At 48.0% G+C, this 24,726-nt stretch carries 21 protein-coding genes and 1 pseudogene; 8 read left to right on the top strand and 14 right to left on the bottom strand.

The window, feature by feature from the left end; genetic code table 11:
* Complete coding sequence (locus ACQ661_RS00330; RefSeq protein ID WP_431667302.1) at positions 1-3,108, top strand: efflux RND transporter permease subunit; 3,108 nt, start codon at positions 1-3, stop codon at positions 3,106-3,108.
* A 63-nt stretch (positions 3,109-3,171) separates the two neighbouring features.
* Complete coding sequence (locus tag ACQ661_RS00325) at positions 3,172-3,696, top strand: DUF2937 family protein (RefSeq protein ID WP_431667301.1); 525 nt, start codon at positions 3,172-3,174, stop codon at positions 3,694-3,696.
* A gap of 27 nt (positions 3,697-3,723) precedes the next feature.
* On the opposite strand, the gene ACQ661_RS00320 is transcribed toward ACQ661_RS00325, so the two are convergent.
* The 5 genes and pseudogenes from ACQ661_RS00320 to ACQ661_RS00300 all read right to left on the bottom strand — a co-directional run.
* Positions 3,724-4,062: a hypothetical protein gene (locus ACQ661_RS00320; protein WP_431667300.1), complete on the bottom strand. Its 339-nt coding sequence runs from the start codon at positions 4,060-4,062 to the stop codon at positions 3,724-3,726.
* Between the two features lie 55 nt (positions 4,063-4,117).
* Positions 4,118-4,666 (bottom strand): YgjV family protein, encoded by a 549-nt coding sequence (locus ACQ661_RS00315; RefSeq protein WP_431667299.1) that lies wholly within the window; start codon positions 4,664-4,666, stop codon positions 4,118-4,120.
* Between the two features lie 93 nt (positions 4,667-4,759).
* Positions 4,760-6,430 carry a M28 family metallopeptidase gene (locus ACQ661_RS00310; protein ID WP_431667298.1) on the bottom strand — a complete coding sequence of 557 codons (1,671 nt, stop codon included), beginning with the start codon at positions 6,428-6,430 and terminating at the stop codon, positions 4,760-4,762.
* A gap of 4 nt (positions 6,431-6,434) precedes the next feature.
* Positions 6,435-6,935 (bottom strand): DUF192 domain-containing protein, encoded by a 501-nt coding sequence (locus tag ACQ661_RS00305; RefSeq protein WP_431667297.1) that lies wholly within the window; start codon positions 6,933-6,935, stop codon positions 6,435-6,437.
* 111 nt (positions 6,936-7,046) lie between these two features.
* Positions 7,047-7,898 (bottom strand): annotated as a pseudogene (locus tag ACQ661_RS00300) (DUF4382 domain-containing protein); the annotation flags it as partial.
* 311 nt (positions 7,899-8,209) lie between these two features.
* Between ACQ661_RS00300 and ACQ661_RS00295 the strand changes: the two are divergent.
* Entirely contained in the window at positions 8,210-9,130 is a 921-nt protein-coding gene (locus ACQ661_RS00295; protein ID WP_431667296.1) for a gluconeogenesis factor YvcK family protein, read from the top strand.
* Positions 9,131-9,170: 40 nt separating this feature from the next.
* Positions 9,171-11,846 (top strand): M14 family zinc carboxypeptidase, encoded by a 2,676-nt coding sequence (locus tag ACQ661_RS00290; RefSeq protein ID WP_431667295.1) that lies wholly within the window; start codon positions 9,171-9,173, stop codon positions 11,844-11,846.
* A gap of 45 nt (positions 11,847-11,891) precedes the next feature.
* On the opposite strand, the gene dcd is transcribed toward ACQ661_RS00290, so the two are convergent.
* Both dcd and apbC read right to left on the bottom strand, forming a co-directional pair.
* The gene (dcd, locus tag ACQ661_RS00285) at positions 11,892-12,482 is read right to left on the bottom strand and encodes a dCTP deaminase (protein ID WP_431667294.1); all 591 of its coding nucleotides are present in this window, start codon (positions 12,480-12,482) and stop codon (positions 11,892-11,894) included.
* Between the two features lie 21 nt (positions 12,483-12,503).
* Positions 12,504-13,574: an iron-sulfur cluster carrier protein ApbC gene (gene apbC / locus ACQ661_RS00280; RefSeq protein WP_431667293.1), complete on the bottom strand. Its 1,071-nt coding sequence runs from the start codon at positions 13,572-13,574 to the stop codon at positions 12,504-12,506.
* A 116-nt stretch (positions 13,575-13,690) separates the two neighbouring features.
* On the opposite strand from apbC, the gene metG reads away from it, so the two are divergent.
* From metG to ACQ661_RS00265, 3 genes are read left to right on the top strand one after another with little or no spacing between them, the layout of a single operon-like run.
* Positions 13,691-15,721 (top strand): methionine--tRNA ligase, encoded by a 2,031-nt coding sequence (metG, locus tag ACQ661_RS00275; RefSeq protein WP_313932344.1) that lies wholly within the window; start codon positions 13,691-13,693, stop codon positions 15,719-15,721.
* The gene (locus ACQ661_RS00270; protein WP_431667292.1) at positions 15,721-16,911 is read left to right on the top strand and encodes a class I SAM-dependent rRNA methyltransferase; all 1,191 of its coding nucleotides are present in this window, start codon (positions 15,721-15,723) and stop codon (positions 16,909-16,911) included. The genes metG and ACQ661_RS00270 overlap by 1 nt, the downstream gene beginning before the upstream one ends.
* Positions 16,912-16,965: 54 nt before the next feature.
* Positions 16,966-17,331: a histidine triad nucleotide-binding protein gene (locus ACQ661_RS00265; protein WP_431667291.1), complete on the top strand. Its 366-nt coding sequence runs from the start codon at positions 16,966-16,968 to the stop codon at positions 17,329-17,331.
* A 63-nt stretch (positions 17,332-17,394) separates the two neighbouring features.
* Here the strand turns inward: ACQ661_RS00265 and ggt are convergent, their stop codons facing one another.
* Positions 17,395-19,137, bottom strand: a complete 1,743-nt coding sequence (gene ggt / locus ACQ661_RS00260; RefSeq protein WP_431667290.1) for a gamma-glutamyltransferase — start codon at positions 19,135-19,137, stop codon at positions 17,395-17,397.
* Between the two features lie 160 nt (positions 19,138-19,297).
* Here ggt and ACQ661_RS00255 point away from each other — a divergent pair, with 160 nt between their 5' ends.
* On the top strand, positions 19,298-19,966 hold the full coding sequence (locus ACQ661_RS00255; RefSeq protein WP_431667289.1) for a rhomboid family intramembrane serine protease: 669 nt from the start codon (positions 19,298-19,300) through the stop codon (positions 19,964-19,966).
* 69 nt (positions 19,967-20,035) lie between these two features.
* Here ACQ661_RS00255 and ACQ661_RS00250 read toward each other — a convergent pair whose 3' ends face one another.
* The 6 genes from ACQ661_RS00250 to rpsA all read right to left on the bottom strand — a co-directional run bounded on the left by ACQ661_RS00250 (position 20,036) and on the right by rpsA (position 24,647).
* The gene (locus ACQ661_RS00250; protein ID WP_110075004.1) at positions 20,036-20,353 is read right to left on the bottom strand and encodes a ComEA family DNA-binding protein; all 318 of its coding nucleotides are present in this window, start codon (positions 20,351-20,353) and stop codon (positions 20,036-20,038) included.
* A gap of 91 nt (positions 20,354-20,444) precedes the next feature.
* Positions 20,445-21,140, bottom strand: coding sequence for an orotidine-5'-phosphate decarboxylase (gene pyrF / locus ACQ661_RS00245; RefSeq protein ID WP_153825533.1), 696 nt, complete (start codon positions 21,138-21,140; stop codon positions 20,445-20,447).
* Positions 21,141-22,298, bottom strand: coding sequence for a lipopolysaccharide assembly protein LapB (gene lapB / locus ACQ661_RS00240; RefSeq protein ID WP_431667288.1), 1,158 nt, complete (start codon positions 22,296-22,298; stop codon positions 21,141-21,143).
* Positions 22,298-22,576, bottom strand: coding sequence for a lipopolysaccharide assembly protein LapA domain-containing protein (locus ACQ661_RS00235; protein WP_110075001.1), 279 nt, complete (start codon positions 22,574-22,576; stop codon positions 22,298-22,300). Before ACQ661_RS00235 ends, lapB begins: the two co-directional genes overlap by 1 nt.
* A 56-nt stretch (positions 22,577-22,632) precedes the next feature.
* The gene (gene ihfB / locus ACQ661_RS00230) at positions 22,633-22,917 is read right to left on the bottom strand and encodes an integration host factor subunit beta (RefSeq protein WP_431667287.1); all 285 of its coding nucleotides are present in this window, start codon (positions 22,915-22,917) and stop codon (positions 22,633-22,635) included.
* A gap of 56 nt (positions 22,918-22,973) precedes the next feature.
* Positions 22,974-24,647, bottom strand: coding sequence for a 30S ribosomal protein S1 (gene rpsA, locus ACQ661_RS00225; RefSeq protein WP_110074999.1), 1,674 nt, complete (start codon positions 24,645-24,647; stop codon positions 22,974-22,976).
* Positions 24,648-24,726 lie beyond the last annotated feature (79 nt).

The raw sequence follows: 24,726 nt of genomic DNA, 5'->3' as shown, positions 1-24,726 counted from the left end.
ATGGCTAAGTTTTTTATCGATCGCCCAATTTTTGCTTGGGTTATCGCTATTATCATCATGTTGGCAGGCGGGCTAGCGGTCACGCAGCTTCCTGTTGAGCAATATCCTGAAATTGCGCCGCCGTCGGTGCAAATTAACGCCTCTTATCCTGGCGCTACGGCAGCCACCTTAGAAGAGAGTGTGACCCAGGTTATTGAGCAGAACATGAATGGTATTGATAACCTCAAATACTTTTCATCTACCAGCGATTCCGCTGGTAACGCCAGCATTACGCTCACATTTGAAGCCGGTACCGATGCGGACATCGCGCAGGTTCAGGTGCAAAACAAATTGCAGTTGGCGCTACCGCTGTTACCACAAGAAGTACAAGACCAAGGTCTGGTGGTAGCTAAAGCGAACAACTCTTTCTTGTTAGTAGCAGCGCTCATTTCTGACAACCCTGAAATTACTCAAATCGATTTAGGCGACTATATTGCGAGTAACATTCAGGACCCGATTAGCCGTACTCCTGGCGTTGGTAGCGTACGTTTGTTTGGTGCGCCCTACTCCATGCGTATTTGGCTCGACCCTGAATTGTTAGTACGCTACAACATGAACACCATCGATGTGGTGCAAGCGTTGCGCGAGCAAAACAATCAGGTTGCTGCTGGCCAAGTTGGTGGTACTCCATCCGTTGAAGGCCAACGTCTAACCGCTTCTATTATTGCGCAAACGCGCTTAGAAACAGTGGCGCAATTTGAACAAGTGTTACTACGGGTAAACAACGACGGCTCGAAAGTTACCGTGGGTGATGTCGCCAAAGTCGAACTTGGTGGCCAAGACTACAGTGTTGCCGCACGTTATAACCGCCAACAAGCTTCTGGTTTAGCGATTAACTTGGCGACCGGGGCAAATGCCTTGGATACGGCTAATGCAGTGAAAGCAACCTTAGCTGAACTTGAGCAATTCTTCCCTGAAGGCGTCAGTTTAGTCATTCCTTATGACACCACTCCGTTTGTTGAGATCTCCATCAAAGAAGTGGTGAAGATTTTATTTGAAGCGGTCATCTTGGTGTTCTTGCTGATGTTCTTGTTCTTACAGAACTTGCGCGCCACTATCATTCCATCGTTAGCCATACCGGTGGTACTGTTAGGTACCTTCGGGATCATGTCTGCCCTTGGTTTCTCGATTAATACCCTAACCATGTTTGGTTTGGTGCTTGCCATTGGCTTGTTGGTGGATGATGCCATCGTGGTGGTCGAGAACGTTGAACGTTTGATGAGCGAAGAAAAACTATCGCCACGTAAAGCTACGATTAAGTCCATGCAACAAATCACGGGCGCCTTGGTGGCTATTGGCTTGGTTATGGCGGCAGTATTCGTGCCTATGGCCTTCTTCGGCGGCTCTACCGGTGCTGTGTATCGTCAATTCTCTATCACCATTATTTCAGCGATGTCGTTATCAGTATTGGTGGCCATCATCTTCACGCCATCTTTGTGTGCGACCATTCTGAAACCATTAAACCACGACCATCAGCCAAAAGGTTTGCTAGGTTGGTTTAACCGTACTCTCGATAAAGCCACCAACAAATACACCAATTCTGTCCAAAATATCATCAAACGTAGTGTGCGTTTTGTACTGGTTTATTTGGGCTTAGTTGTGGTACTTGGCTTCTTATTTGCTCGTATGCCGAGTTCGTTTATTCCAAACGAAGACCGCGGTGTATTCTTAACTCAGATGCAGTTACCCGCTGGATCGACCCTTGAGCAATCACGTCAAACCATGGCTAAGATTGAAGATTATTACCTCGAGCAAGCAGAGGGTATCCAATCCGTATTTTCGGTGGTTGGCTTTAGCTTCAGTGGTCAAGGACAAAACTCAGGGTTAGTGTTTATTCGGTTAACGGACTGGAGTGAGCGTACTGAGCCACACCTGCAAATAGATGCCATTATTGGTCAAGCTTTTGGCTTCTTCTCGCAAATTCGTGAGGCTATGGTGTTTGCCTTTAACCTACCTTCAATTCCTGAGTTAGGTACTGCCAGTGGTTTTAACCTTTACATTCAAGACCGTGTTGGTTTAGGCCACGCAGAACTCTTGAATGCACGCAATCAATTGCTGGGGATGGCCGCACAAGAACCTAGTTTAACTGGGGTGCGTCCGAATGGCTTGGAAGATACCGCACAGCTGCGAATTGACGTTGATTATGAAAAAGCCAAAGCACTGGGCTTAAATATCAGCGAAATCAACGCGACCTTATCGAATGCTTTCGGTACTACCTACGTTAACGATTTCGTGGATCGTGGTCGGGTTAAGAAAGTTTACCTACAGGGTAAACCGGAAGCCCGGATGACGCCAGAAGACGTGAATGAGTGGTATGTGCGCAATAATCAAGGCGATATGGTCTCTTTTGCCTCCTTTGCGACCACCCGTTGGGACTTTGGTCCGCAGCGCTTAGAGCGCTACAACGGGGTGCCAGCGATGAACATCCAGGGTGAAGCTGCACCAGGTTATTCGTCAGGCGATGCCATGATGAAAATGGAAGAATTGATCAGTCGTTTGCCGCCTGGTATTGGTTATGAATGGAGTGGTATCTCACTCGAAGAGCGTACCTCTGGTAGCCAAGCACCACTGCTCTACGCGTTGTCGTTGCTCATCGTATTTTTGTGCCTAGCCGCACTTTACGAGAGCTGGTCCATTCCATTTGCGGTCATGTTGGTGGTGCCCTTAGGTATTCTTGGTGCCGTGATTGCAGCAACCATGCGCGGCCTTGAGAACGATGTGTATTTTCAAGTGGGACTGCTTACCACGGTTGGGGTATCGGCACGTAACGCGATTCTTATCGTGGAATTTGCTAAAGACCTACAAGCACAAGGCAAAGAGCTCTTGGCTGCAACGCTGGAAGCCGTCCGCTTACGCTTGCGCCCAATCTTAATGACCTCGCTGGCCTTTACCTTCGGCGTCTTGCCACTAGCCTTGTCAACTGGTGCCGGCGCGGTAAGCCGTCAAGCCATTGGTACCGGGGTGATTGGTGGTATGGTCGGTGGTACCATATTAGCTATCTTCTTCGTTCCTCTGCTGTTTTACGTCGTACGTAAAACTTTCCCGCCGAAGGCTCGGCCCGAGGATTAATAGTTAGCTAAACCCATAAAACATGCTAAGGTTGAGTCACTTTTGTGACTCAACCTTTTTTTTATGCTGAGACGATACTTTTCTTTATTATTAGCATTAGCTGCGGCCTTAGTTGGAGTTCAAATTCCCAACTACGTGACCCAGTACCAGCAGCGCATTGACGCCCAATACACCGAAGCAATGATTTATTACCGCGAGTATCAGGCTATCGCCGATACTTATTTAAACGGTGATATGCAAGCACTGCTAGCGGCGCATGAAAATAGCGATAATGACATCTTTAAAGCTGAAGCTGTGCCGCTCCGTACACTGATTGAACGGGTCGAATTACTCAGCTACGAACAGCAGCAATTGCAACGGCCCCTACCCGTTCAAGTTTGGTTTATTGCGACGCAAGCCAATTCCCAAATTCGCCAAGATACCTGGCACATGTATAGCTACAACGTACCTATGACGACGACCGCAGTGGTGACCGCGTTGGTGAGTGCAGTACTGACGCTACTGCTATGGGATACGTGTTGGGGCTTACTGAGATGGGGTTGGCGACGTATTCGTCATACCAACAAAGGGCGCCGAGTGACGCCCTAGATTGCATCAATACCAAGGCGACTCCTGCTAGGATTTGGAGTCGCGCTTAACCTCATATTCACCTTCAATAACGCTATCATCTTGACGATTTTGGCGTTGCTGATAAGCATTCTGCGCCTGTCGACGAGCTTGCTGCTGTGCCTGCCGCGTCGCTTTACTAAACTGCCACATTTGTTTGAGTTGGCGGCGTTTACGCCACATCACTGGGAGTAATAGAATCCAACCAACCAGCAAAAACACCAGCCCTAAAAATAAACCAAGTAACAATAAGGCACCAAACAACAACCAGCCCAAAATAACCGCCAGCGGGTTTGCTCCTGGCTGTGGTTTTATTTTGCTTTGCATTCGGCGAATATAAATCAACATAAGGTCTCGCTTGTTTAGCTTGTAACTATCACCCTAACTTAATATATGGGGATGATTATTTCTCAGACAAGTCATTGCCCTTATTGGTTGCACGAGCAGCGAGCTTATCTTGTAACATTTTAAGAATAATGCTGGTTAAGTTAACAATATTAAATACGGTACCAGACACACTGCCAACTAAAATGGCATAGGCTAATCCCAGTATTTCGGCCAGTAAAAACCAACGCCGAATCAGCACAGGATAGTTGAGTACGATAGCGCCAGCAGTAAAAATAATAGACGAGGTATAGGCCATCAATAAAGGTAATAATGGGGTATCGCCGGTTAATTCCCAAAAGAAGAAACCTAGGTTGATGCTAATAAATCCCCATAACACCAACTTGCCGCGCCACCGTAATGCAATCAGATTACGTAATACTGCAATCCCAGTAACAATCGCGCCAGCAACAGCACCAAGCATCGCAAAGTGAATCGACAAACTGCCTAAAGCAATCGCCGAGACAATACGATAGCGATTTGCGGTGCCTTGACGGTAGGCAATAAAATTAGCTACCAACGCAATAACGCCAAAGACTTCCGCTATTCCTTCTATACTTAAACCCACGGTTCACCTTTACCAGATCAAAGCAATAATAAAAAAGCGGTCATGGTAGCTGCGCCACCACCACCGCTTTTTAATGTCATTTACGTCACTTAATTATTGGCGCTCGCCTGCACTTGCGTCACGAATCGCTTTAAATTCGTTGCCAGCATTCCAGTTCGGCCATAGCGCACTATTGGCAAGTTCTTCACCTACCCAGTAATACAACCAAAGATCTTGTTGTACACCGCGTAAATCCCAATTCGGGTCAAACTCATCAGCTGGCTTATGATAAGCTACTTGGACATATTCTGCACGTTTTTGCTGACCATATTCCTTGCCAAACTCAATGTGATCATTGCCACCTTTAGCGTACAACATAGGTACACCACGCTTAGCTAAGTTAAAATGATCTGAGCGATAGAAGGATCCCGCTTCAGGGCTTGGCTCAGGCGCAACGTAACGCCCTTGTTGTTCCACATACTTAGCCAAATAACCCTCAAGCTCGGAATTACCGTAGCCAACCACAACCATATCGCGCATCGGACCATAGACATTCAAAACGTCCATGTTGATGCCACCTACAGCTTTACTAAGAGGTAACATCGGGTTATCCGCATACCAATCAGAGCCCAACAAACCTCGCTCTTCGGCTGTTACCAACACAAACACCACCGAACGCTCTGGTTGCGGTTGGCTGCTGTAGAACTCGGCTAGTGCCATCACCCCAGCAGTACCACTGGCGTTATCCTGCGCACCATTAAAGATACCGTCGTCAGGATTGATCGGGTCTAACCCCATATGGTCCCAATGAGCCATATAAATGACGTGCTCATCAGGTTTTGATTTACCTTCAATGTAACCAATCAAGTTAGGTGAATTAAGGTAGTCAAATTTGGTTGATACGCTAATGCTCATAGCTGTATTCAGCGCAACTGCTTTAAAGTCGGGTTGTTGTGCCGCTTTGCGCATATCATCATAACTGCTACCTAAGCGAGCAAATAACACATCGGCGGCGTCTTTTGTGATCCAACCTTCAATTTGAGTTCGGTCCATGTTTTTATTGTCACGGGCCAAATCAAATCGCATCGGCGAACCACCAGCAATCACGCCCCAGCCATAACCTGCAGGCCCAGTGTCATGAATCACAATAACCCCAGCGGCTCCTTGTCGAGCTGCTTCTTCAAACTTATAAGTCCAACGCCCGTAATAGGTCATCGCCTTACCGTTAAAGACTTCCGCATCTTGGCTATCGTAACCAGGGTCATTCACTAACACCACTACGGTTTTACCGGCCACATCTAAGCCTGCGTAATCGTTCCAACCAAATTCAGGGGCAACAATGCCATAGCCGGCAAACACCATCTCGCTATTGCTTAGGTCTACTTGTTCTTGTACTCGTGGGGACCAAGCCATCATATCTTTGCGGTATTCAAACGCACTAATATCGTTATTGCTAAACGTCATATTAGATACTTGCGTTGGCAACATACGTACCAGCGGAACTTGCTGTTGATAGCTACCCTTCTCGCTATCATAGGGCTGCAAACCCCATTCTTTAAATTTACCCTCGATGTAGGCAACTGTTTTTTCTTCACCTGCTGAAGCTGGTGCGCGCCCTTCAAATTCATCGGCGCTAAGGGTTTGCAAATACTCTGTATAATTTTCATTAAAACTGTACGGGTTAACTTCTACCGCCGGCTTGCTAGTTTGTTCTTGAGGTGCTTGCGCTGGGCTACAGGCAACCATCAGTAAACTAGCCGCAGCCAACGCTGAGAGCTTGTTCATGGGTTTATTCTCCTGGTTGTTTGCATGACTGTAATTGGGCGCCAACGGTAATACCATAACGCTCAAAATAGCCTTGGTTTAATTCTAATGCTGCCATGTACCGTACTTTTGGCTCGTACACGGGGCAGCGGCGCGAATCAATACTTGGGCATGGATCCATCGATAGAATGCTGGCAATCTTCATGTCTTTATCGAGATAAGCAATATCTAACGGTAAGTAGGTGTTGTACATCCAAAACCCTGCATTACCGGGGCGTTCCTGTTGGTACTTAAACAACATCCCCGCGTGTTCAGCGAGAGTCTCGCGAAACATCAAGCCACGTGCTCGGCTATCAAAGGTGTCAGCAATTTCTAACTGCAATGGATGCTCGTGGCCAGCAATGCACCATTGCTCGGTTTTTAACGAGGAAGATGCCGGCTGCCCCGCCAATGCCGCAGTTCCGGCTGGCTCTAAATGCAACAAGGACACTAACCACGCGGTAGAAATAAGACTGGTAAGAACCATGAGCTATGCCTCTGTGTTAGTAGCTAAAAACCTAGTATCGCTTTATTTAACTCAGAAAAAAAGGTAAAAAAAAGCCTCCATGTAAGGAGGCTCAAAGGGAGAGTGTATTCTTTACTCAATAACCACCGTCGTCACCTCACCATTATCGGCAACTGTGACTGTTTGATGGCCTAACAAGCTAATATCGTCATCCACTTCAGGATCATCTGCGACATCGCAGGTATAGCCAAGGGTATAGTCCCCAGCGCTCACATAGCCAAGCTCAAACTGATAATTTACCGCACCATCAAAATAGACCGCGCTCACGGCATAAGGTTCAACGGCTTCGCTACCACCAACATCAGCAAGATCCGCAACAACATGATCAACACCTGGGTACAGGTAGACGCTTGCTACCGCCGTGCCAGTATCAGCAGGGGCGACAGTGCAGCTATTTTCAATCAAAAGGGCTTCCGCCATGCTGCCTTCAATGTGTCCTACGGTTAGGTTATTAACCAAACGAACGCCGCGCGGTTTCAAGAAATACTGATCTTGTCCGACCGGATTAACTAAGGCTTGGCGTAAATCAAACTCCGCAGTGTAAGCAGTTTCACCGCCAGCACCCACGGTAATAGCATCAAACTTCAATTCATTCGATGGCACGCTTAATGGGACCTTTTGGTCCCCCACTTGAACATAAGAACCATCCGCCATCACTAACCGTAGTTGACTGTAATCCCCAGCTGGCACCTCCACACCACTGATTAAATCTTCTGCTGTTGAACCGGTAAAGTTCATAAGGTTAATGCCGCGAGTATTAGCGATAACCTCACCGTCGCTATCAACACAGACATCGTTACTAGCAATGGTGTTACTGTCCTCGCCAATGGTGAAAACTTGCTTGCCAGCACTATTGCCGAGCAATTCGATAGCATGAAAGCAAGCCCATACCTCATCAGCGGCGTCTACGGGGGCATCACTGACAGCAAAGGAGAATTAACCGGTTTGCGCAACCACTTCAGAATCACTATCTGAACCACAAGCAACAAGCATGCTGCTGGCTAACGTTAAAGCAATCATGGTGCTAATAGGAGCTCGGTTATACATAACAACCTCTTTGTTATATGAAAGATGTCATATATATAGCAAAATTGAACAAAGAAAAAAGCTGTAGCCTTCCCTTTTACTTAGCCTTTACACTCATCAACAAAAGATAGAATGAATACCATCTAACCGTTGATAAGCACCGCAGAACAGCATAAAGTAGCGCTATAAACAAACCACATATTGTTAACATGACACTAAAGACATCTCCTAGTCCCCTAGTAACAGCTCCTAGACAACTGCAACAGTTGCGCTCAGTGACGGCTATTGGCGGTGGCCATGGTTTAGGACGGGTACTCTCAACTTTGGCGTTTCTAAATCGACGCTTAATAGGGATTGTGGCCACCACCGATGATGGTGGCGCTAGTGGCCTGCTTAGACGTAATCATGACTGTATTGCTTGGGGCGATATTCGCAATTGTTTATCACAACTGGCCAAGCATCCATTAGCGGCGGATGTGCTTAACTATCGCTTTACCACCGAACACAGCCTCCATGGCCACAACTTGGGTAACTTATTGCTCTACACCTTAGATCAGCTAAGTGCGCGACCACTCGATGGGATTGCCCTGTTGAGTCGACTACTCAATATCAATACCCGTTTGCTGCCGATGTCTGAAACGCCCGTTGATTTGGTGGCAGCCACCCACGATGGAATGGAGTGTTTCGGTGAACTCCTAGTGGATGGCTTACAACAGATGCCTGCACAACTGCGCTTATCGCAACCGGTGGCGGCAACTCCTGAAGCCTTGCATCATGTGGAACGCAGCGAGCTGGTCATTTTAGGCCCAGGCAGCTTTCTAACCTCGGTGATGCCACCGTTATTGGTAGAAGAATTTGCTCAAGCTATCGCAAACAGTGCTGCGCAAGTCATTTTTATTGATAATCTAGTGCCGGAAAATAGTCCTGCGGGGCAATTGTCATTGAGTGAAAAATTAGCTTGGATGGAGCAGCAATTAGGTGTGCAAGTGGTAGATAAGGTCATTACTAATCGACCGGACCCGAACCTCACCCTGCCTAGTTTTGATCACGTCTGCCCCTCCTCAGAAGCAGCTCATCGGCATCAACCTGAATCCTTATTAGCAGCGCTAACAAAAGCTTTTAACGCCTAACCGGCAGCGCTGTGATCCTTACCTTATCGAGGAATGGCAGATGAAATTAACCAAACTTGTGGTGCAATTGGCGGCACTGTTAAGTTGCACCAGTTGGAGTGCGCTTGCCGCAGAACCAGCACAACAGCTTGGCTTGGCAATCGATTATCAAGCCAACAGCCCGACTATCGAGGCTGTGTTAGGCTACCCCGGCGGCAGTCGTATCAGTTCACCCGAGGCCATCGAAGCTTATTTTAATGCCTTAGCCAAAGCCTACCCAGAGCAAGTACAAGTGCACTCTTATGGGCGCAGCTGGGAGGGCCGGAATCTCTATTACGTGGTGATTTCGAGTGCTGCCAATATGGCTAAGTTAGGTGCTTATCAAGCAAATATTGCGGCGTTAAGCGCAGCCGATAGTACTTCCAACAAGCAAGCCGAGCAGTTAATTCAAAGTATGCCAGCCAGCGTCTGGCTCTCGTATGGGGTGCATGGTAACGAGATCTCATCACCTGAAGCCGCCATGCTTACAGCTTGGCATTTGCTGGCAGCAACCGATGCCACAACGCAAGGTTACTTAGACCAAGCTTATGTGTTTATTGACCCTGTTCAAAACCCAGACGGGCGTGCACGCTTTGTCAGTCGCTATTACATGACCGCAGGGTTAGAACACAGTAGCGATAGACTTTCAGCAGAACATAACGAACCTTGGCCAAGTGGTCGTAGTAACCACTATTTGTTCGATTTAAACCGCGACTGGCTAGCTCTAACCCAGCCTGAAATTGCCGGTCAAGTGGATGCCCTGTTAAAAAATATGCCGCTAGTGTATGTCGATTTACATGAGATGGGCGGCGACACCAGCTACTACTTCACCCCTGAAGCTGAGCCCTATAACCCTTTGATCACGGAAACTCAACGCAAAGCGCTGTGGACCATAGGTGAAAATAACGGCAAGTGGTTTGATCAGCACGGTTACGATTACTACACCCGTGAAGTGTTTGATGCCTTTTATCCAGGTTACGGCGCCAGTTGGCCTTTGTACCATGGCGCTATTTCCATGACCTACGAAATGGCATCGGCACGCGGCCATAAATTTCGCACTAAAGACGGCGAGATCTTAACCTACGGTGATGGCGTACAACGCCACTTTATTGCCTCTATCGCTACCATTGAGACGGTCGCTAAAGAGCGTCAGCAATTATTGCAAAGTTATTGGGACTATCGTCAACAAGCTGTGCAACTGGGGCGTCAAAGCAAGCAGCGTTACTGGGTATTTAATCCACAACAAGATGCTGCAGCTGCGCGCCGGCTTGCCGGTTTGCTAACCCGCCATGGCGTTAAAGTTGAACAAGCAGAGCAAGACTTCAAAGCCTGTGGCAATCAATATGCTGCCGGTAGCTTTATTGTCGATAGCGCCCAGCCGGCCTACTACATGTTGCGCACGCTGCTCGATAAAGACATTGCCATGGATGCCGACTTTATTGCGGAACAAGAGCGGCGCCGTAAGAATAACCTGGCCGATGAAATTTATGACGTCACTGCTTGGTCACTGCCGCAGATGTTTAATGTTGGCTATCAAACCTGTGCCAAGTTACCGCGGGTGGCCACTGTTGCTGCTGGGACGGATCTGATTAAGCCAGGTCAAGTTAATCAGGCTGATGCCAAGGTGGGCTTTATCGTCCCTTGGGGTGATATGAATGCAGGGCGTTTTTTAACTGCGGCGCTACGTGAAGGCCTCACAGTAAAACAAACGGATTTACCTTTTACCCATAGTAACGGCAAGCGCTATCCAGCCGGGTCTCTCATTTTAACCCATGCCGACAATGCCAATTTGGCTGCAATTATCCAAGACTTAGCGGTTGCCAGTGGGGCTCAGGTTGATGGCGTGAATTCTAGTTGGGTGACTGATGGCCCTAACTTTGGTTCTAATAACGTGCAACGGGTGCATGCGCCCCAAATCGCGATGTTGTGGGACGAGCCGGTATCTAGCCTAAATGCCGGGCATACGCGGTTTGTGATTGAGCAGCAGTTTAACTATCCAGTTACCGCCATACGCGCTGCCCAATTAGCTGGTGCCAACTTAAGCCAGTATCAAGTGTTGATCATGCCAGCAGCCAGTAGCGGTGCATTGCAAGCCGCATTAGGCCAGCGCGGACAACAAAATATTCAGGATTGGGTTGCTAAAGGTGGCGTCTTAATTACTCTTGGCAGCAGTTCTGCGTGGGCCGTAGATGCCGAGTTTTTATCTAGTGCATTAGAAAGTGTTGTGCAAACTAAAGCCCCAAGCCACGGCGACGAAAAACGCGTTGAGGGCTTGCTGTTTAAGCAACGTGAAGAACTTATGCACTATATTCAAGCCGACCATGCCGACCCATATTGGACCGCTGGCGTTATCACCCGCTTGCAGGTAGACCAAGAACATTGGTTAAGTGCAGGGGTCAAACCTGAGGTTTTTGCGGTAACGGTTGGTAATCAAATCTTCCGCCCGCTTACCATTGATCATGGCCGCAACATTGTGAATTATGCCGGCCCTAATGAGGTGTTAGCGAGCGGTTATTTGTGGGCTGAGAATCAACAGCAGTTGGCTTATAAACCTTATCTGATGTGGCAGCCGCAGGGTCGCGGCATGGTGATAAGCTTTGCCCAAGAGCCCACCTATCGGGCCTACCTTGATGGTCTGAATATTCTGTTAATGAATGCCATCTTTGCCGGGGCTAGCCACGCTAGCCCACTCCGATAAGCTTAGGGCTCATTTTAACGACACGAAGCGCCTAGACCACCTCATCTAGGCGCTTTTATCCGCACCAATACGCGATGCGACCGCACCTCGTTGATCCTTGTATTTAGCGTCTTTGCGCGAACGATAAGGACGTACACATGGCTCATCAAGTTGTTCAAAGCTAAGCGCACCGATTTTCATCAAGGGCCGCAGCGCTAACGGCAACTTACCACTATTAAAAAATTCAAGCACCACCTGCCCCGACCAACCGGGGTCGATGCGGTGAGCAGTTACATGCACCATTAATCCCAACCGCGCCAACGACGAGCGACCATCTAACCATCCCACCATATCAGCGGGTAAGGTCACCGATTCATGGGTAACCGCCAAGGCAAACTCACCCGGGTGAATAAAAAAGGCTTGGTCTTCATTCAGTACAATGGCATCGCTCATCACCGATTGAATCGCTTTATCAATCTCATCGCGTGGGCCGCTGATATCGATAAAAGGAGCAGCGTGATCTTGCAACACTCTAAATTCATTTCCCAAATGAATATCTACGGTGACGCCGCTGATATCCTCCGCCAATGGCGCTGGGTCTAAGATGATTTTACCAGCCGCTAAGTAGGCTTCTATTTGACCATCGGTTAAACGCATGGCGAGCTCTCCTGCTTGTTCTTATGATGCGTTAGCTTGGGCTTGTTGATAAAGCTGGGCCGCCAACGCCGTTGCGCTTTGTTTGATAATAACACTAATTGGATCCTCAGGAGCACTTACCACCAAAGGGGTGCCGTTATCTAAGCTCTCACGTAAGCGCGCTGCTAGTGGCCACTGGCCTAGCAAGGGCACGCCATGTTCAGCAGCCACCTTAACCCCGCCGGCAGTGCCAAAAATCGCTTCATGATGACCACACTGACTGCACTCAAAATAACTCATGTTTTCGATTAAACCAGTAATCGGCACCCCTACTTTCTGGAACATGGTAATGCCTTTTTCAGCATCTGCTAGCGCCACAGTCTGTGGTGTGGTGACTACCACCGCCCCAGTGATGGGCAGCTTTTGCGCAAAGGTTAGCTGAATATCGCCGGTACCCGGCGGTAGGTCAACAATCAGGTAATCGAGAGCTGGCCATTTGGTATCCCGAAAGAGCTGTTGCAACGCAGCGCTGGCCATAGGGCCACGCCAAATAGCAGCATCCTTGGTATCGGTAAGGTAACCCAACGATGAAGCATACACACCATGGCGTTGATGGGGGATCATTTTCTGCTGCTCATTCACGGTCATCTTCTCATCAGCACCACCGAGCATGGTAGGTAACGAAGGACCATAAACATCGGCATCGAGAATACCCACCTTGGCACCGAAACTTGCCAAGGCCAACGCCAGTTGCACGCTCACCGAAGATTTACCCACCCCACCTTTGCCTGATGACACCACAATCACGTTGCCATAGACAAGCGGCAATTCAGGTTGGGAATTTTTTAGCTTAGCGACCTTGCACAGCAACTGCCATTGATACTGACCTAACTGAGGATCTTGCTGAAAAGGCTCCAACACACTGGCATCAGCGGCAAAGGGTAAGGTCAAAGTGGCTTTATTACCCGCTACGCTCACCCATGCCGCAGGGATAGCGCCTTGCCAACCTGGCAACCTCATCTTGGCTAAAGCAGCGTTAAACTGCGTGGTTGCATCCAACGTGGTTGATGGGTCTGTGGCGGCGGCTTTGGATTTTTTGAAACGACTAAACATCTATCCCTCCCAGCTTGGTTGTGGGCAGTCATGATACGGCTAGTTCGGCTGGATTGCCAGCCGTGATTAAGTTACACTTTAGGCCTTTAAATATCACGGAATTAACGGAAATATCCATGCCGACAGCAACTCGCAAAATTCTGGTTACCAATGCCCTTCCTTACGCTAATGGGCCGATTCACATTGGGCATATGCTTGGCTACATTCAAGCCGACATTTGGGTTCGTTTTCAGAAGTTACGTGGACACGAATGCCACTATGTCTGTGCCGATGATGCGCACGGTACGCCGATTATGCTTAAAGCGCAGCAATTAGGTATTGCGCCAGAGCAAATGATTGCCGATATGAATCAAGCCCACCAAGCTGACTTTGCGGACTTTCATGTGGCCTTTGATCATTATCACTCGACCCATAGTGACGAGAATCGTGAACTAGCGGAACTTATCTATACCCGCTTACGTGATGCTGGGCATATTAAAACCAAGACCATTGAGCAGTTGTACGATCCACAGCAAGAGATGTTTTTGCCCGATCGCTTCGTCAAAGGCACCTGCCCTAAATGTGGTGCAGAAGATCAGTACGGCGATAATTGCGATGTGTGCGGCGCGACCTATGCACCAACTGAACTTAAAAACCCCAAATCCGCGGTTTCTGGTGCCACCCCTGAGCTGCGTCAATCAGAACATTACTTCTTTGATTTGCCAGCCTTTGAGCAGATGCTAAAAGAATGGACTCGTTCAGGTTCGTTGCAAGACGAAATGGCAAACAAATTAAACGAATGGTTTGAGTCAGGCCTACAAATGTGGGACATCAGCCGTGATGCCCCCTACTTCGGCTTTGAAATCCCAGATGCGCCTGGCAAGTATTTCTACGTCTGGCTTGATGCTCCAATTGGCTATATGGGTAGTTTTAAGCACTATTGCCAAACCACCGGCAAAGCTAATTTTGACGATTACTGGCAACTCGATAGCCAGGCAGAGCTCTATCATTTTATCGGTAAAGACATCATCTACTTTCATAGCCTGTTTTGGCCAGCCATGCTCAAGGGTGCAAGTTTCCGGCAACCAACCAACGTGTGGGCGCACGGCTTTATCACAGTGAACGGTACTAAGATGTCAAAATCGAAAGGTACTTTTGTGATGGCTCGTACCTATCTGGACCATCTAGATCCGGATTACCTGCGCTACTATTTCGCTGCCAAACTGACCAACCGTATTGACGATTTGGATTTGAATCTGACCGACTTCGCTCAGCGCGTTAATGCAGATTTAGTTGGCAAGGTAGTCAACATTGCGAGTCGTTGTGCTGGCTTTATTAGTAAGAAATTTGACGGCAAATTAGCAGCTAGCATTAGTGATACCAGCCTATTAGATGAGTTCCAAGCGGCAGCCGCTGGCATCGCCCAAGCATACGAAAAACGCGAGTTTTCGAAAGCGATGCGCGACATTATGGCACTGGCTGATAAAGCAAACTTCTACATTGCTGAGCAAGAGCCTTGGCAGCTTATCAAAGACCCAAGCAAACAGGCTCAAGTGCATGAAATTTGTTCTATCGGCATTAACTTGTTCCGCTTATTGATGATTTATTTAACCCCTGTGGTGCCAGCCTTGGCGACCCGCGTGCAAGAGTTCTTGAACGATGAATTTAGTTGGGATAGTCACCAACAATTATTAACAGATCACACCATTAGCCCGTTCAAGGCCCTGTTACAACGTATTGACATGGAAAAAGTAGAAGCCATGATTGAAGATTCTAAAGCCAGCGCAACCCCAGTTGCAGCAGCCACCAGCAACGGTGAACTCGAACGTGATCCTATCAGCGCCGAAATTAACTATGACGACTTTGCTAAAGTTGATTTACGGATCGCGCTTATTGCTAACGCCGAGCACGTTGAAGGCGCTGATAAGCTACTCAAGTTAACCCTAGATTTAGGCGGTGAAACACGCCAAGTTTTTGCCGGCATTAAATCGGCTTATGCCCCAGAGCAACTGATTGGCCAACATACCGTGATGGTCGCTAACTTGGCACCACGCAAAATGCGGTTTGGCTTATCAGAAGGCATGGTTCTAGCCGCCGGCCCTGGTGGCGAAGAACTGTTTATTCTTAATCCACACGCTGGTGCAAAACCAGGGATGCGGGTTAAATAATGGTCGCTACCGTACACCTTTACGAAGGCAAAGAAAAATCTCTAAAGCGCTTACATCCGTGGATATTTAGCGGAGCCATTGCACGCGTTAAAGGCCAACCTGAAAGCGGTGCTACTGTCTCTATCCATGCACACAATGGAGACTGGCTCGGCTATGCCGCTTGGTCTCCCAAATCGCAAATTAGAGCGCGGGTGTGGAGCTTTAATCAAGGTGACAGCATTGATGCCGAGTTTTTTCTGCAACGCATTGCTGCGGCAAAAGCGCTACGCGATGGGCTCGATCTGCGCAGTAATGCCTATCGGCTGGTTGCCGCCGAGGCCGACCAACTGCCCGGTATCACCATCGATAAATACGATAATTGGCTGGTCTGCCAGTTACTCAGTGCCGGAGCTGAACTCTGGCGTGATGCTATTGTAAACGCTTTGCGAGCATTGTTTCCTGAGTGCTCTATTTATGAGCGCTCCGATGTGGATGTGCGGCAAAAAGAAGGCTTACCAACAGTCACTCAAGTACTCTACAGCCAATCCGGCGAGGCGCCTCCAACCACCTTATGGATTGAAGAGAACGGCTTGCAACTGGGCGTGGATATTCAAGCTGGACACAAAACCGGTTATTACCTAGATCAGCGTGATAGTCGGTTAGCGATGCAAAAGTATGCACCCGGCAAACGTGTCTTGAACGCTTTTAGTTATACTGGTGGTTTTGGCTTATACGCAGCAGCAGCTGGTGCAACCGAGGTGGTTAACTTAGATGTGTCAGCTCCGGCCTTGGCGCAAGCGGCTGCCAATCATGAGCGCAACCAATTGCCCCCCGAACAGCTACAAAACCTGCAACTTGATGTGTTTGAAGCCTTACGCAAGTTTCATCAAAGCGGTGAGCGGTTTGATGTGATCGTGCTCGACCCACCCAAGTTTGTCGATAATAAGGCGAACCTCAATAGTGCTTGTCGGGGTTATAAAGATATCAATCGCCTCGCAACTATGATCCTCAAGCCCGGTGGTACCCTGATCACGTTTTCATGTTCTGGCCTATTGCCTGTAGATTTGTTTCAAAAAGTAGTCGCCGATGCAGCCCTAGATGCCAAGCGTCCGTTACACATCATTGAGCGGTTATTTCAGGGCGCGGATCACCCAGTTCGCACTAACTTTCCAGAGTCGTTGTATTTAAAAGGATTTGTTCTGCGCGGTTAACTTAGCTAGAGTTACTAGCATAAGCAGCGCAATAGCAGCATAGACGAGGTAAGCATGAGTACTATTTTTGACAAAATTATCAGCCGCGAAATTCCAGCTGAGATAGTCTACGAAGATGATCTGAGTTTGGCGTTCAAAGATATTAATCCGCAAGCGCCCGTTCATCTGTTGATTATCCCGAAACAACACATAGCCACCATCAATGATATTACGGAAGAAGATCGTGAAATTGTTGGGCATTTGTATTGGGTGGCAGCAAAAATTGCCGCTCAGTATGATTTTGCTAAAGACGGCTATCGGGTCGTGATGAACTGCAATGAAGATGGTGGCCAATCGGTGTACCACATTCACTTGCACTTGTTAGCGGGGATCACCATGGGCTGGCCGCCGTTTGCAAATAACCGGCCGAAACAAGTTTAGGCGAAACATAAAAAAGGCCGTTGGTAGCATAAAGTCACCAGCGGCCTTCCTTTTTAAGAGCAACTACTGACCGGTCGCAATACCCTCACGACGAGGATCTGCACAACCGTACAAGCTACCATCTTCTAAGCGGCTGATACCATGCAAACCGCTGTTAAGGTCTTGCACCCGTACCTGATGGCCTCGGGCTTTGAGGCCCTCTGCTAGAGCTTCAATCGTGGTTCCCCGCTCTAGTGCAGTCTCACCATTTAAGTTAGTCACGTGCGGCAAATCCATCGCTGCTTGCATATCTAAATTCCAATCAAGCAAGCCTACCAAGGTTTGTGCAACATAGTTAATAATCCGAGCACCGCCAGGTGAACCCACCACATGCAGTAACTCTCCTTGCTCATCAAACACCATCATCGGTGACATCGAGCTACGCGGGCGCTTACCCGGCTCAACCCGGTTAGCGACCGGATTGCCGTTCACTTCAGGTACGATTGAAAAGTCCGTCAGTTGGTTATTTAGCAAGAAGCCTCCTACCATCACCCCTGAACCAAATCCTGTTTCAATACTGGTGGTTAAAGACACCGCATTACCTTCAGCATCAACAATAGAGATGTGGGAGGTATTAGGGAGCTCCGGCGATTGATCATCTGCATAAACCAGAGTCGTTAGTTCACCGGGCGTGGCCTTACCTAAATCACGCTCGCCAATCAATTGCGCGCGCTCGGTTAAATAGCCCTTATCAAGCATGGCGGTGACAGGAACATCCACAAAATCGCTATCAGCAATGTAACGATTACGATCGGCGAAAGCTAACTTCGATGCTTGGGTAAAATAATGGACAGCCTGTTCACTGTTAGGCACTAACTCGGCTAAATTTTTACTCTCTAACATACTTAATATTTGCAGCACGGTAATCCCACCAGAACTTGGCGGTGCCATGCCACACACCTCATAGACACGATAGTTACTACAAACAGGTTCACGAATAACTGCTTGATAACTTGCTAAATCTTCGACACTTAAGGTGCCTGGGCTACGTTCTGCTTGTTGCACCGCTTGCGCTATTTGTGTCGCCAACGGCCCTTGATAAAAAGCATCTGCACCCTGTTCGGCAATCATTCTTAAGCTGGCAGCTAGCTCAGGGTTTTTTAATACTTGCCCTTGCTTGAGGGCTTGACCGTTTGGATAAAAATAGTCTTTGGCTGGGCTTAAAGTTTTTAAGCCAGGATGAAATTCCAAATCAAGTAAGCCTTGAAGCCGCGCCGAGACAGTAAAACCCTGCTCGGCGGTAGTAATGGTATCGGTGAATAGCTGCTGCCATGGTAACTTGCCCCATTGCTGATGAGCTCGCTCTAAACCACGCAAAATACCCGGGGTCCCTACCGAACGCCCACCTACCACAGCGTCTAAAAAGCTAGCCGGTGGCTGCCCTTGGGCGTCGAGGAACAACTCAGGCGTGGCAGCTGCGGGTGCAGTTTCACGCGCATCAACGGTGTAAAGTTGTTGTTCGCTGGCATCCCAATAAAGTAAAAAACCACCGCCACCAATACCTGAAGACTGTGGCTCAGTTAAAGTCAGCATGGCTTGTACCGCCACTGCGGCATCAATTGCACTTCCACCTGCCGCTAACACCTTCCGCCCAGCCTCTGCCGCCGCCGGGGTAGCTGCTGCCACCATATATTGCTGGGCTGCTTGCCCGCTTTTCGCAATAAAGCCAGTAGCTGCTTCAGGATCAGCTGCAACCCGTTCCGTAGGGGTAGTTTGGCTACCACAACCAACTAATGCTAGCGCTAGTAACGCCCAATACTTCTGCATAATTATCACCTTATTCGTGCTATTACTCGCAAGATGCGGATTTACCTAGTCATTCAGTCTTTTCATACTATCGCTGCTATCATAAGATCTTGTGCCATTGATAACAACGCCATTGCGGCTTATCCTCGTCATTCATAGGCCGCCATGTAAGGATGACAACGTGTCAAAATCACCGCCCAAAACAACATTATCTGCCTTAGTCTTATCTGAACGAGGACAAATTACCATCAGTAGCTTGTTGCTTGCTGTGATTATGGTATGGCTGCATTTTTATCAGCAACAACAAGGCTCGTTGCTTGAGACCTTTGATTTTACTCAACCTTTGGTGTGGCAAGAGCCTTGGCGCCTGCTTACCGCCCATATCCTGCACCTTGATGCTCAGCACGCCATCTACAATGCGATTGGACTGCTTCTGCTCACCCTATTTTTTGCTGGCAACTTTACTCTACGTAGCTGGTTCAATGCACTTCTGATTATTGCTGTTGTCATTGCCGCTCTGGTTTGGTTGATTGGCTACCCGAGCCGTTTTGTTGGCTTTTCAGCGATATTACACGGGTTATTGCTACTTGGTGTATTACTAGACTGGCGGCAACAAGAATATCAGTGGTCTGACTGGCTGAACCCCATAGTTCTTGGGCTGTTAGGGCTTAAAGTGCTACTCGAGTATTATGGTTTGCTGCAAAGTAAAATTCTGTTGAGTATCGGCGATCCGCAAGCGATAGGTATTCTTCATGCCTGTGGTTTAGTGGGTGGTTTACTTGCTTGGCATCTGCACTGCCGCAGCCTTAAAGCTTTGGCTACCATGGCAGAATCAAACCAGGACAAATAAAATAAAGGGCCCAATCCGTGGGCCCTATAACTTAATCAGATCCGTCGTATAACAGCTGCGTTAACACCCTTACAGGACAATCCGATCTTTGTTGAGTTCAAGCATACGTGGGCCGATTCCCTTCACCTGCATCAGTTGGTTAGCATCACTAAAAGTGCCTAACTGCTCGCGTAACTTGATGATAGCTTCAGCTCGCTTTAAGCCGACGCCGGTGAGTGCCATGGCTAACTGTTCGGCGCTGGCAGTATTGATATTAACCGTAGGGGTACTTGCTGCTTCTTGCATCGCCACTGCAGCAGGAGCAAATAATAAAGGTTGGGCTACAGCCGGCTGTAACAACACCAGCGGCGATAACATCGAGGCGAAAATCAAGGTTTTCCGTAACATAAGGCACTCTCCAAGTCAGTTTGATGACTGCACCATGCAGACCTGAAGAGTGTACGAAGGGGCTGGCGTTTAAGCCATTAAATAGCTCGTATTAGGCCGTGAGCGATTGCTTAATTGCAGTTAAGGCTGCGGCGGGGTCAGACGCTTGAGTAATAGGTCGACCGATGACTAACACTTCAATCCCCAATTGATTAGCCGCTGCTGGCGTCATAGTACGGCGTTGATCATCTGCAGCACTACCAGCCGGACGAATACCTGGCGTGACTCGCATAAAGTTCGGGCCACAGTGTTCGGCAATCAGCTCGGCTTCTTGGGCCGAACAAACCACCCCATCTAAGCCCGCTTGCTGGGTTAATTTGGCTAACCGTAACACCTGCTCTTGCGGGCTTACGTTAATGCCTTGCTCGGCTAAATCTTCGGCTGTCATACTGGTTAACACCGTGACCGCGATTAAGAAAGGTGGCTGGGGTAAGTCTGCCAGAGCCTCCCGCGCCGCTTGCATCATCCGACTACCGCCGCTTGCATGCACGTTAACCATCCAAACCCCAAGGTCGGCAGCAGCTCGTACCGCTTTACCTACGGTGTTTGGAATATCATGAAATTTCAGATCAAGAAATACTTTAAAGCCCAGTGCAACCAACTCTTTCACAAATTCAGGGCCTGCCGCAGTAAAGAGTTCTTTGCCAACCTTTAAACCGCACGCACTAGGTGAAAGTAACTTAATCAACGGCCAAGCTTGTGCAGGCGTGGCATAATCTAAGGCTACAAAGATTTCTGACTGTTTCATTTATTCTCCATCTAAACCAATTATGGGTTTTATTTCGCCCCAACTCCGACAGCTAGGGCAATGCCAATAAAGGGTACTGCCCGAAAAGCCACAGTGGCGACAGCGATACTTCGGCCGCTGTTGCATCTGCTGTTGCACCAACTTCTGCAGCATGCGCAGACTATCGCGAGCTTTACCAACATCAGCCGCACGAATATGAAAATCCATTAATTTATGAAACCCGCGCATGGTCGGATTTTGAATCAAGGTAGACTGAATAAATTGCTCGGCTGCCTCAATACTATTCTCACGGGCAATAAGCTCCGACAATAACACGGCAGCTGAGGTTGAATGTGCCACCTTCACGCATTCATGTAAAAACTGCACCAAGCCTGTTTCATCGTGTAAATCATCAAAACATGCCTTGATAAGTGGTAAGGCTTCGCTGACGAAATCGCTATCTTCATGCAAGATGCCCACCAACATATTACGCGCTTTGACTAGCTGCCCCTGGGCATACCACATCCGCCCTAGCGCGAGCGCTGCACGGACACATTCAGGATCGTGCTGGCGTGCTTTTAAATAATACTTTTCGCCCGCTTCCGGTTGCGTTTGTTGCTCTGCCAATTCGCAATAAAGTTGTCCTACCAATACCTCAGCAGAGCTGTCAAAGCGAGTGATTTTCAAGGCGACACGAATCGCTTTATCCCACTCATGGGTCGATTCATAAAGTTCTAATAAATGGCGTTGGCAGGCTTCATGAAACTGTTTGTCGGTTTGCAGGGCCAGTAACATGTCTTCGGCCCGATCGTAAATACCCGCAGCCAGATAATCTAGACCTAACTCAAACATGGCCATGCGCCGTTGCTGTTCGGTTATCGAGGGTCTGGAGGTGAGGTTCTGATGAATTTTAATCGCGCGATCTATTTCACCACGACGGCGAAATAGTTTACCCAGCGCCCAGTGGGTTTCTAAGGTGTCTGAATCTACATCAAGCAGTTCAATAAACAGATCGACTGCTTTATCCGGTTGATCAGAAAGTAATAAATTTAAGCCGGTGACATATTGCTTGGAGAATTGTTCTTGTTCTTTGCGGTCTTCATTACGCACACTGTTACGCCCCATGAACCAGCCATAGGCAGCAGCAACAGGTAACAATAAGAATAACAGTTCAAGCATTAAGGGGTGCTCGTTTTCACCAGCTGTTTACGTAATTTCTTTATTTCTCGGCCTAACAGAAATTGCCGAGCTAACATGGCTATCACACCAATGATAAAGCCAAGAGCCAAAAATAGTGCTGCAACCAGGGCTAACGAAACTTGTTGTTGTACAGCCAGAAAATCAACGGTGACTGGCGTATTATTCATAGCACCAAAAGCGATGGCAATTAAAAATAGAATCAATAAGGGTAAGCTAACAAACAAGAATCGGATCATAGTTACAGGTCTCGTCTTCATAAAAAAACGGCATGCTTTATAGTAGCATGCCGTTTTGTTTAACTCGACGTTAAAAATCAACCGATGTTGTCGACCCGCTCACGCAGTTCTTTACCCGGTTTAAAATGAGGGACATATTTGCCCTCAAGTTCAACCGATTCACCGGTTTTAGGATTACGTCCAACCCGCGGCGCTCGATAATGCAATGAGAAACTACCAAAGCCACGAATCTCAATCCGTCCGCCTGACGCCATTTGCTGCGCCATCTGCTCGATAATTTCTTTCACCGCATCTTCAATCTGACACGAAGAATGCTCTGGGTACAACGCCGTTAACTGGTTAATCAGTTCCGATTTTGTCATCTTAAGCTCCTCTATGTGTGCGTCAATGCGCTCGGGTTTTCAGTAAACCTGACTTATTAGTCGTTTTTCGCCGCTTTGAAGGCTTCAGCCATTGCGTTAGAGAAGTCAGCTTCGTCTTGCTGCTTGTTCACTGACTCAATAGCTTCTTTCTCTTCAACTTCGTCTTTAGCACGAATAGACAAGCTCAAAGTACGGTTCTTACGATCAACGCCCATGAAACGAGCTTCGATTTCGTCACCAACTTTCAACTCAGTGGTAGCGTCTTCAACGCGATCACGTGAGATATCAGCGGCACGAACGTAACCTTCAACGCTGTCAGCCAGTTCAACTTTTGCACCTTTGGCATCAACTTCGATGACCTTACCAGTAACAATAGCACCTTTTTTGTTAGCTGCCAGATAATTGTTGAACGGATCTTCTTCTAATTGCTTGATACCAAGAGAGATGCGCTCGCGCTCTGCGTCAACTTGTAACACCACAGCGGTAACTTCTTCACCTTTCTTGAATTCGCGTACAGCTTCTTCGCCAGTAGCGTTCCAGCTGATGTCAGACAAGTGAACCAAACCGTCGATGCCGCCATCTAAACCGATGAAGATACCGAAGTCAGTGATTGACTTGATCTTACCTGACACTTTGTCACCTTTGTTGAAGTTCTTCGCGAACTCTTCCCAAGGGTTAGCTTTACACTGTTTCAGGCCAAGTGAAATACGACGACGTTCTTCGTCAATTTCAAGAACCATAACTTCAACCACGTCATCCAAGTTAACAACTTTAGATGGGTGAACGTTTTTGTTGGTCCAATCCATTTCAGAAACGTGTACCAAACCTTCTACGCCTTCTTCGATTTCAACGAAGCAGCCGTAATCAGTTAAGTTGGTTACACGACCAGTCAAACGATGACCTTCTGGGTAACGAGCAGCGATATCCGCCCATGGATCTGCGCCTAATTGCTTCAGACCTAATGATACGCGAGTACGCTCACGATCGAATTTCAATACTTTCACATTGATTTCGTCGCCTACGTTAACCACTTCGCTTGGGTGCTTAACGCGCTTCCAAGCCATATCGGTAATGTGCAACAAGCCGTCAACGCCGCCTAGATCAACGAACGCGCCGTAGTCAGTCAGGTTCTTAACGATACCTTTAACTTCTTGACCTTCTTGCAAGTTCTCTAGCAGCTCATCACGCTCTGCACTGTTCTCAGTTTCAATAACAGCACGACGAGAAACAACAACGTTGTTGCGCTTCTGGTCTAGCTTGATAACTTTGAACTCTAAATCTTTGTTTTCTAGGTGCGTCGTTTCACGAACTGGGCGAACATCTACCAATGAACCTGGTAAGAATGCACGAACGCCACCTAAATCTACAGTGAAGCCACCTTTAACTTTACCGCTGATGAAACCGGTAACAGTTTCTTGGTCTTCATAAGCTTTTTCCAGCTGTAACCAAGCTTCATAACGTTTTGCTTTTTCGCGTGACAGGATAGTTTCACCGAAACCATCTTCAACCGCATCTAGTGCTACGTCAATTTGATCGCCAACTTGAACTTCTACAACGCCTTCTGCGTTGCGGAATTGCTCAACCGGAATAGCACTTTCAGATTTCAGACCGGCGTCTACCAAAACAACGTCACGGTTGATAGCTACGATGGTGCCTTTTACGATAGAACCTGGGCGAGTTTCGACCTCTTTGAGGCTTTCTTCAAACAGCTGTGCAAAATTTTCTGACATATGAGTTAGCTTACTTCAGTTAAGTACGTCCACCAGACATCCTGTTCGGCGGGGTTATTAAAAATAATCTGTTCGCTTA

It is taken from the genome of Pseudidiomarina sp. WS423, assembly GCF_050750165.1.
GTDB classification, from domain to species: Bacteria; Pseudomonadota; Gammaproteobacteria; order Enterobacterales; family Alteromonadaceae; genus Pseudidiomarina; species Pseudidiomarina fusca.
This window is presented reverse-complemented; position numbering and strand designations above follow the sequence as displayed.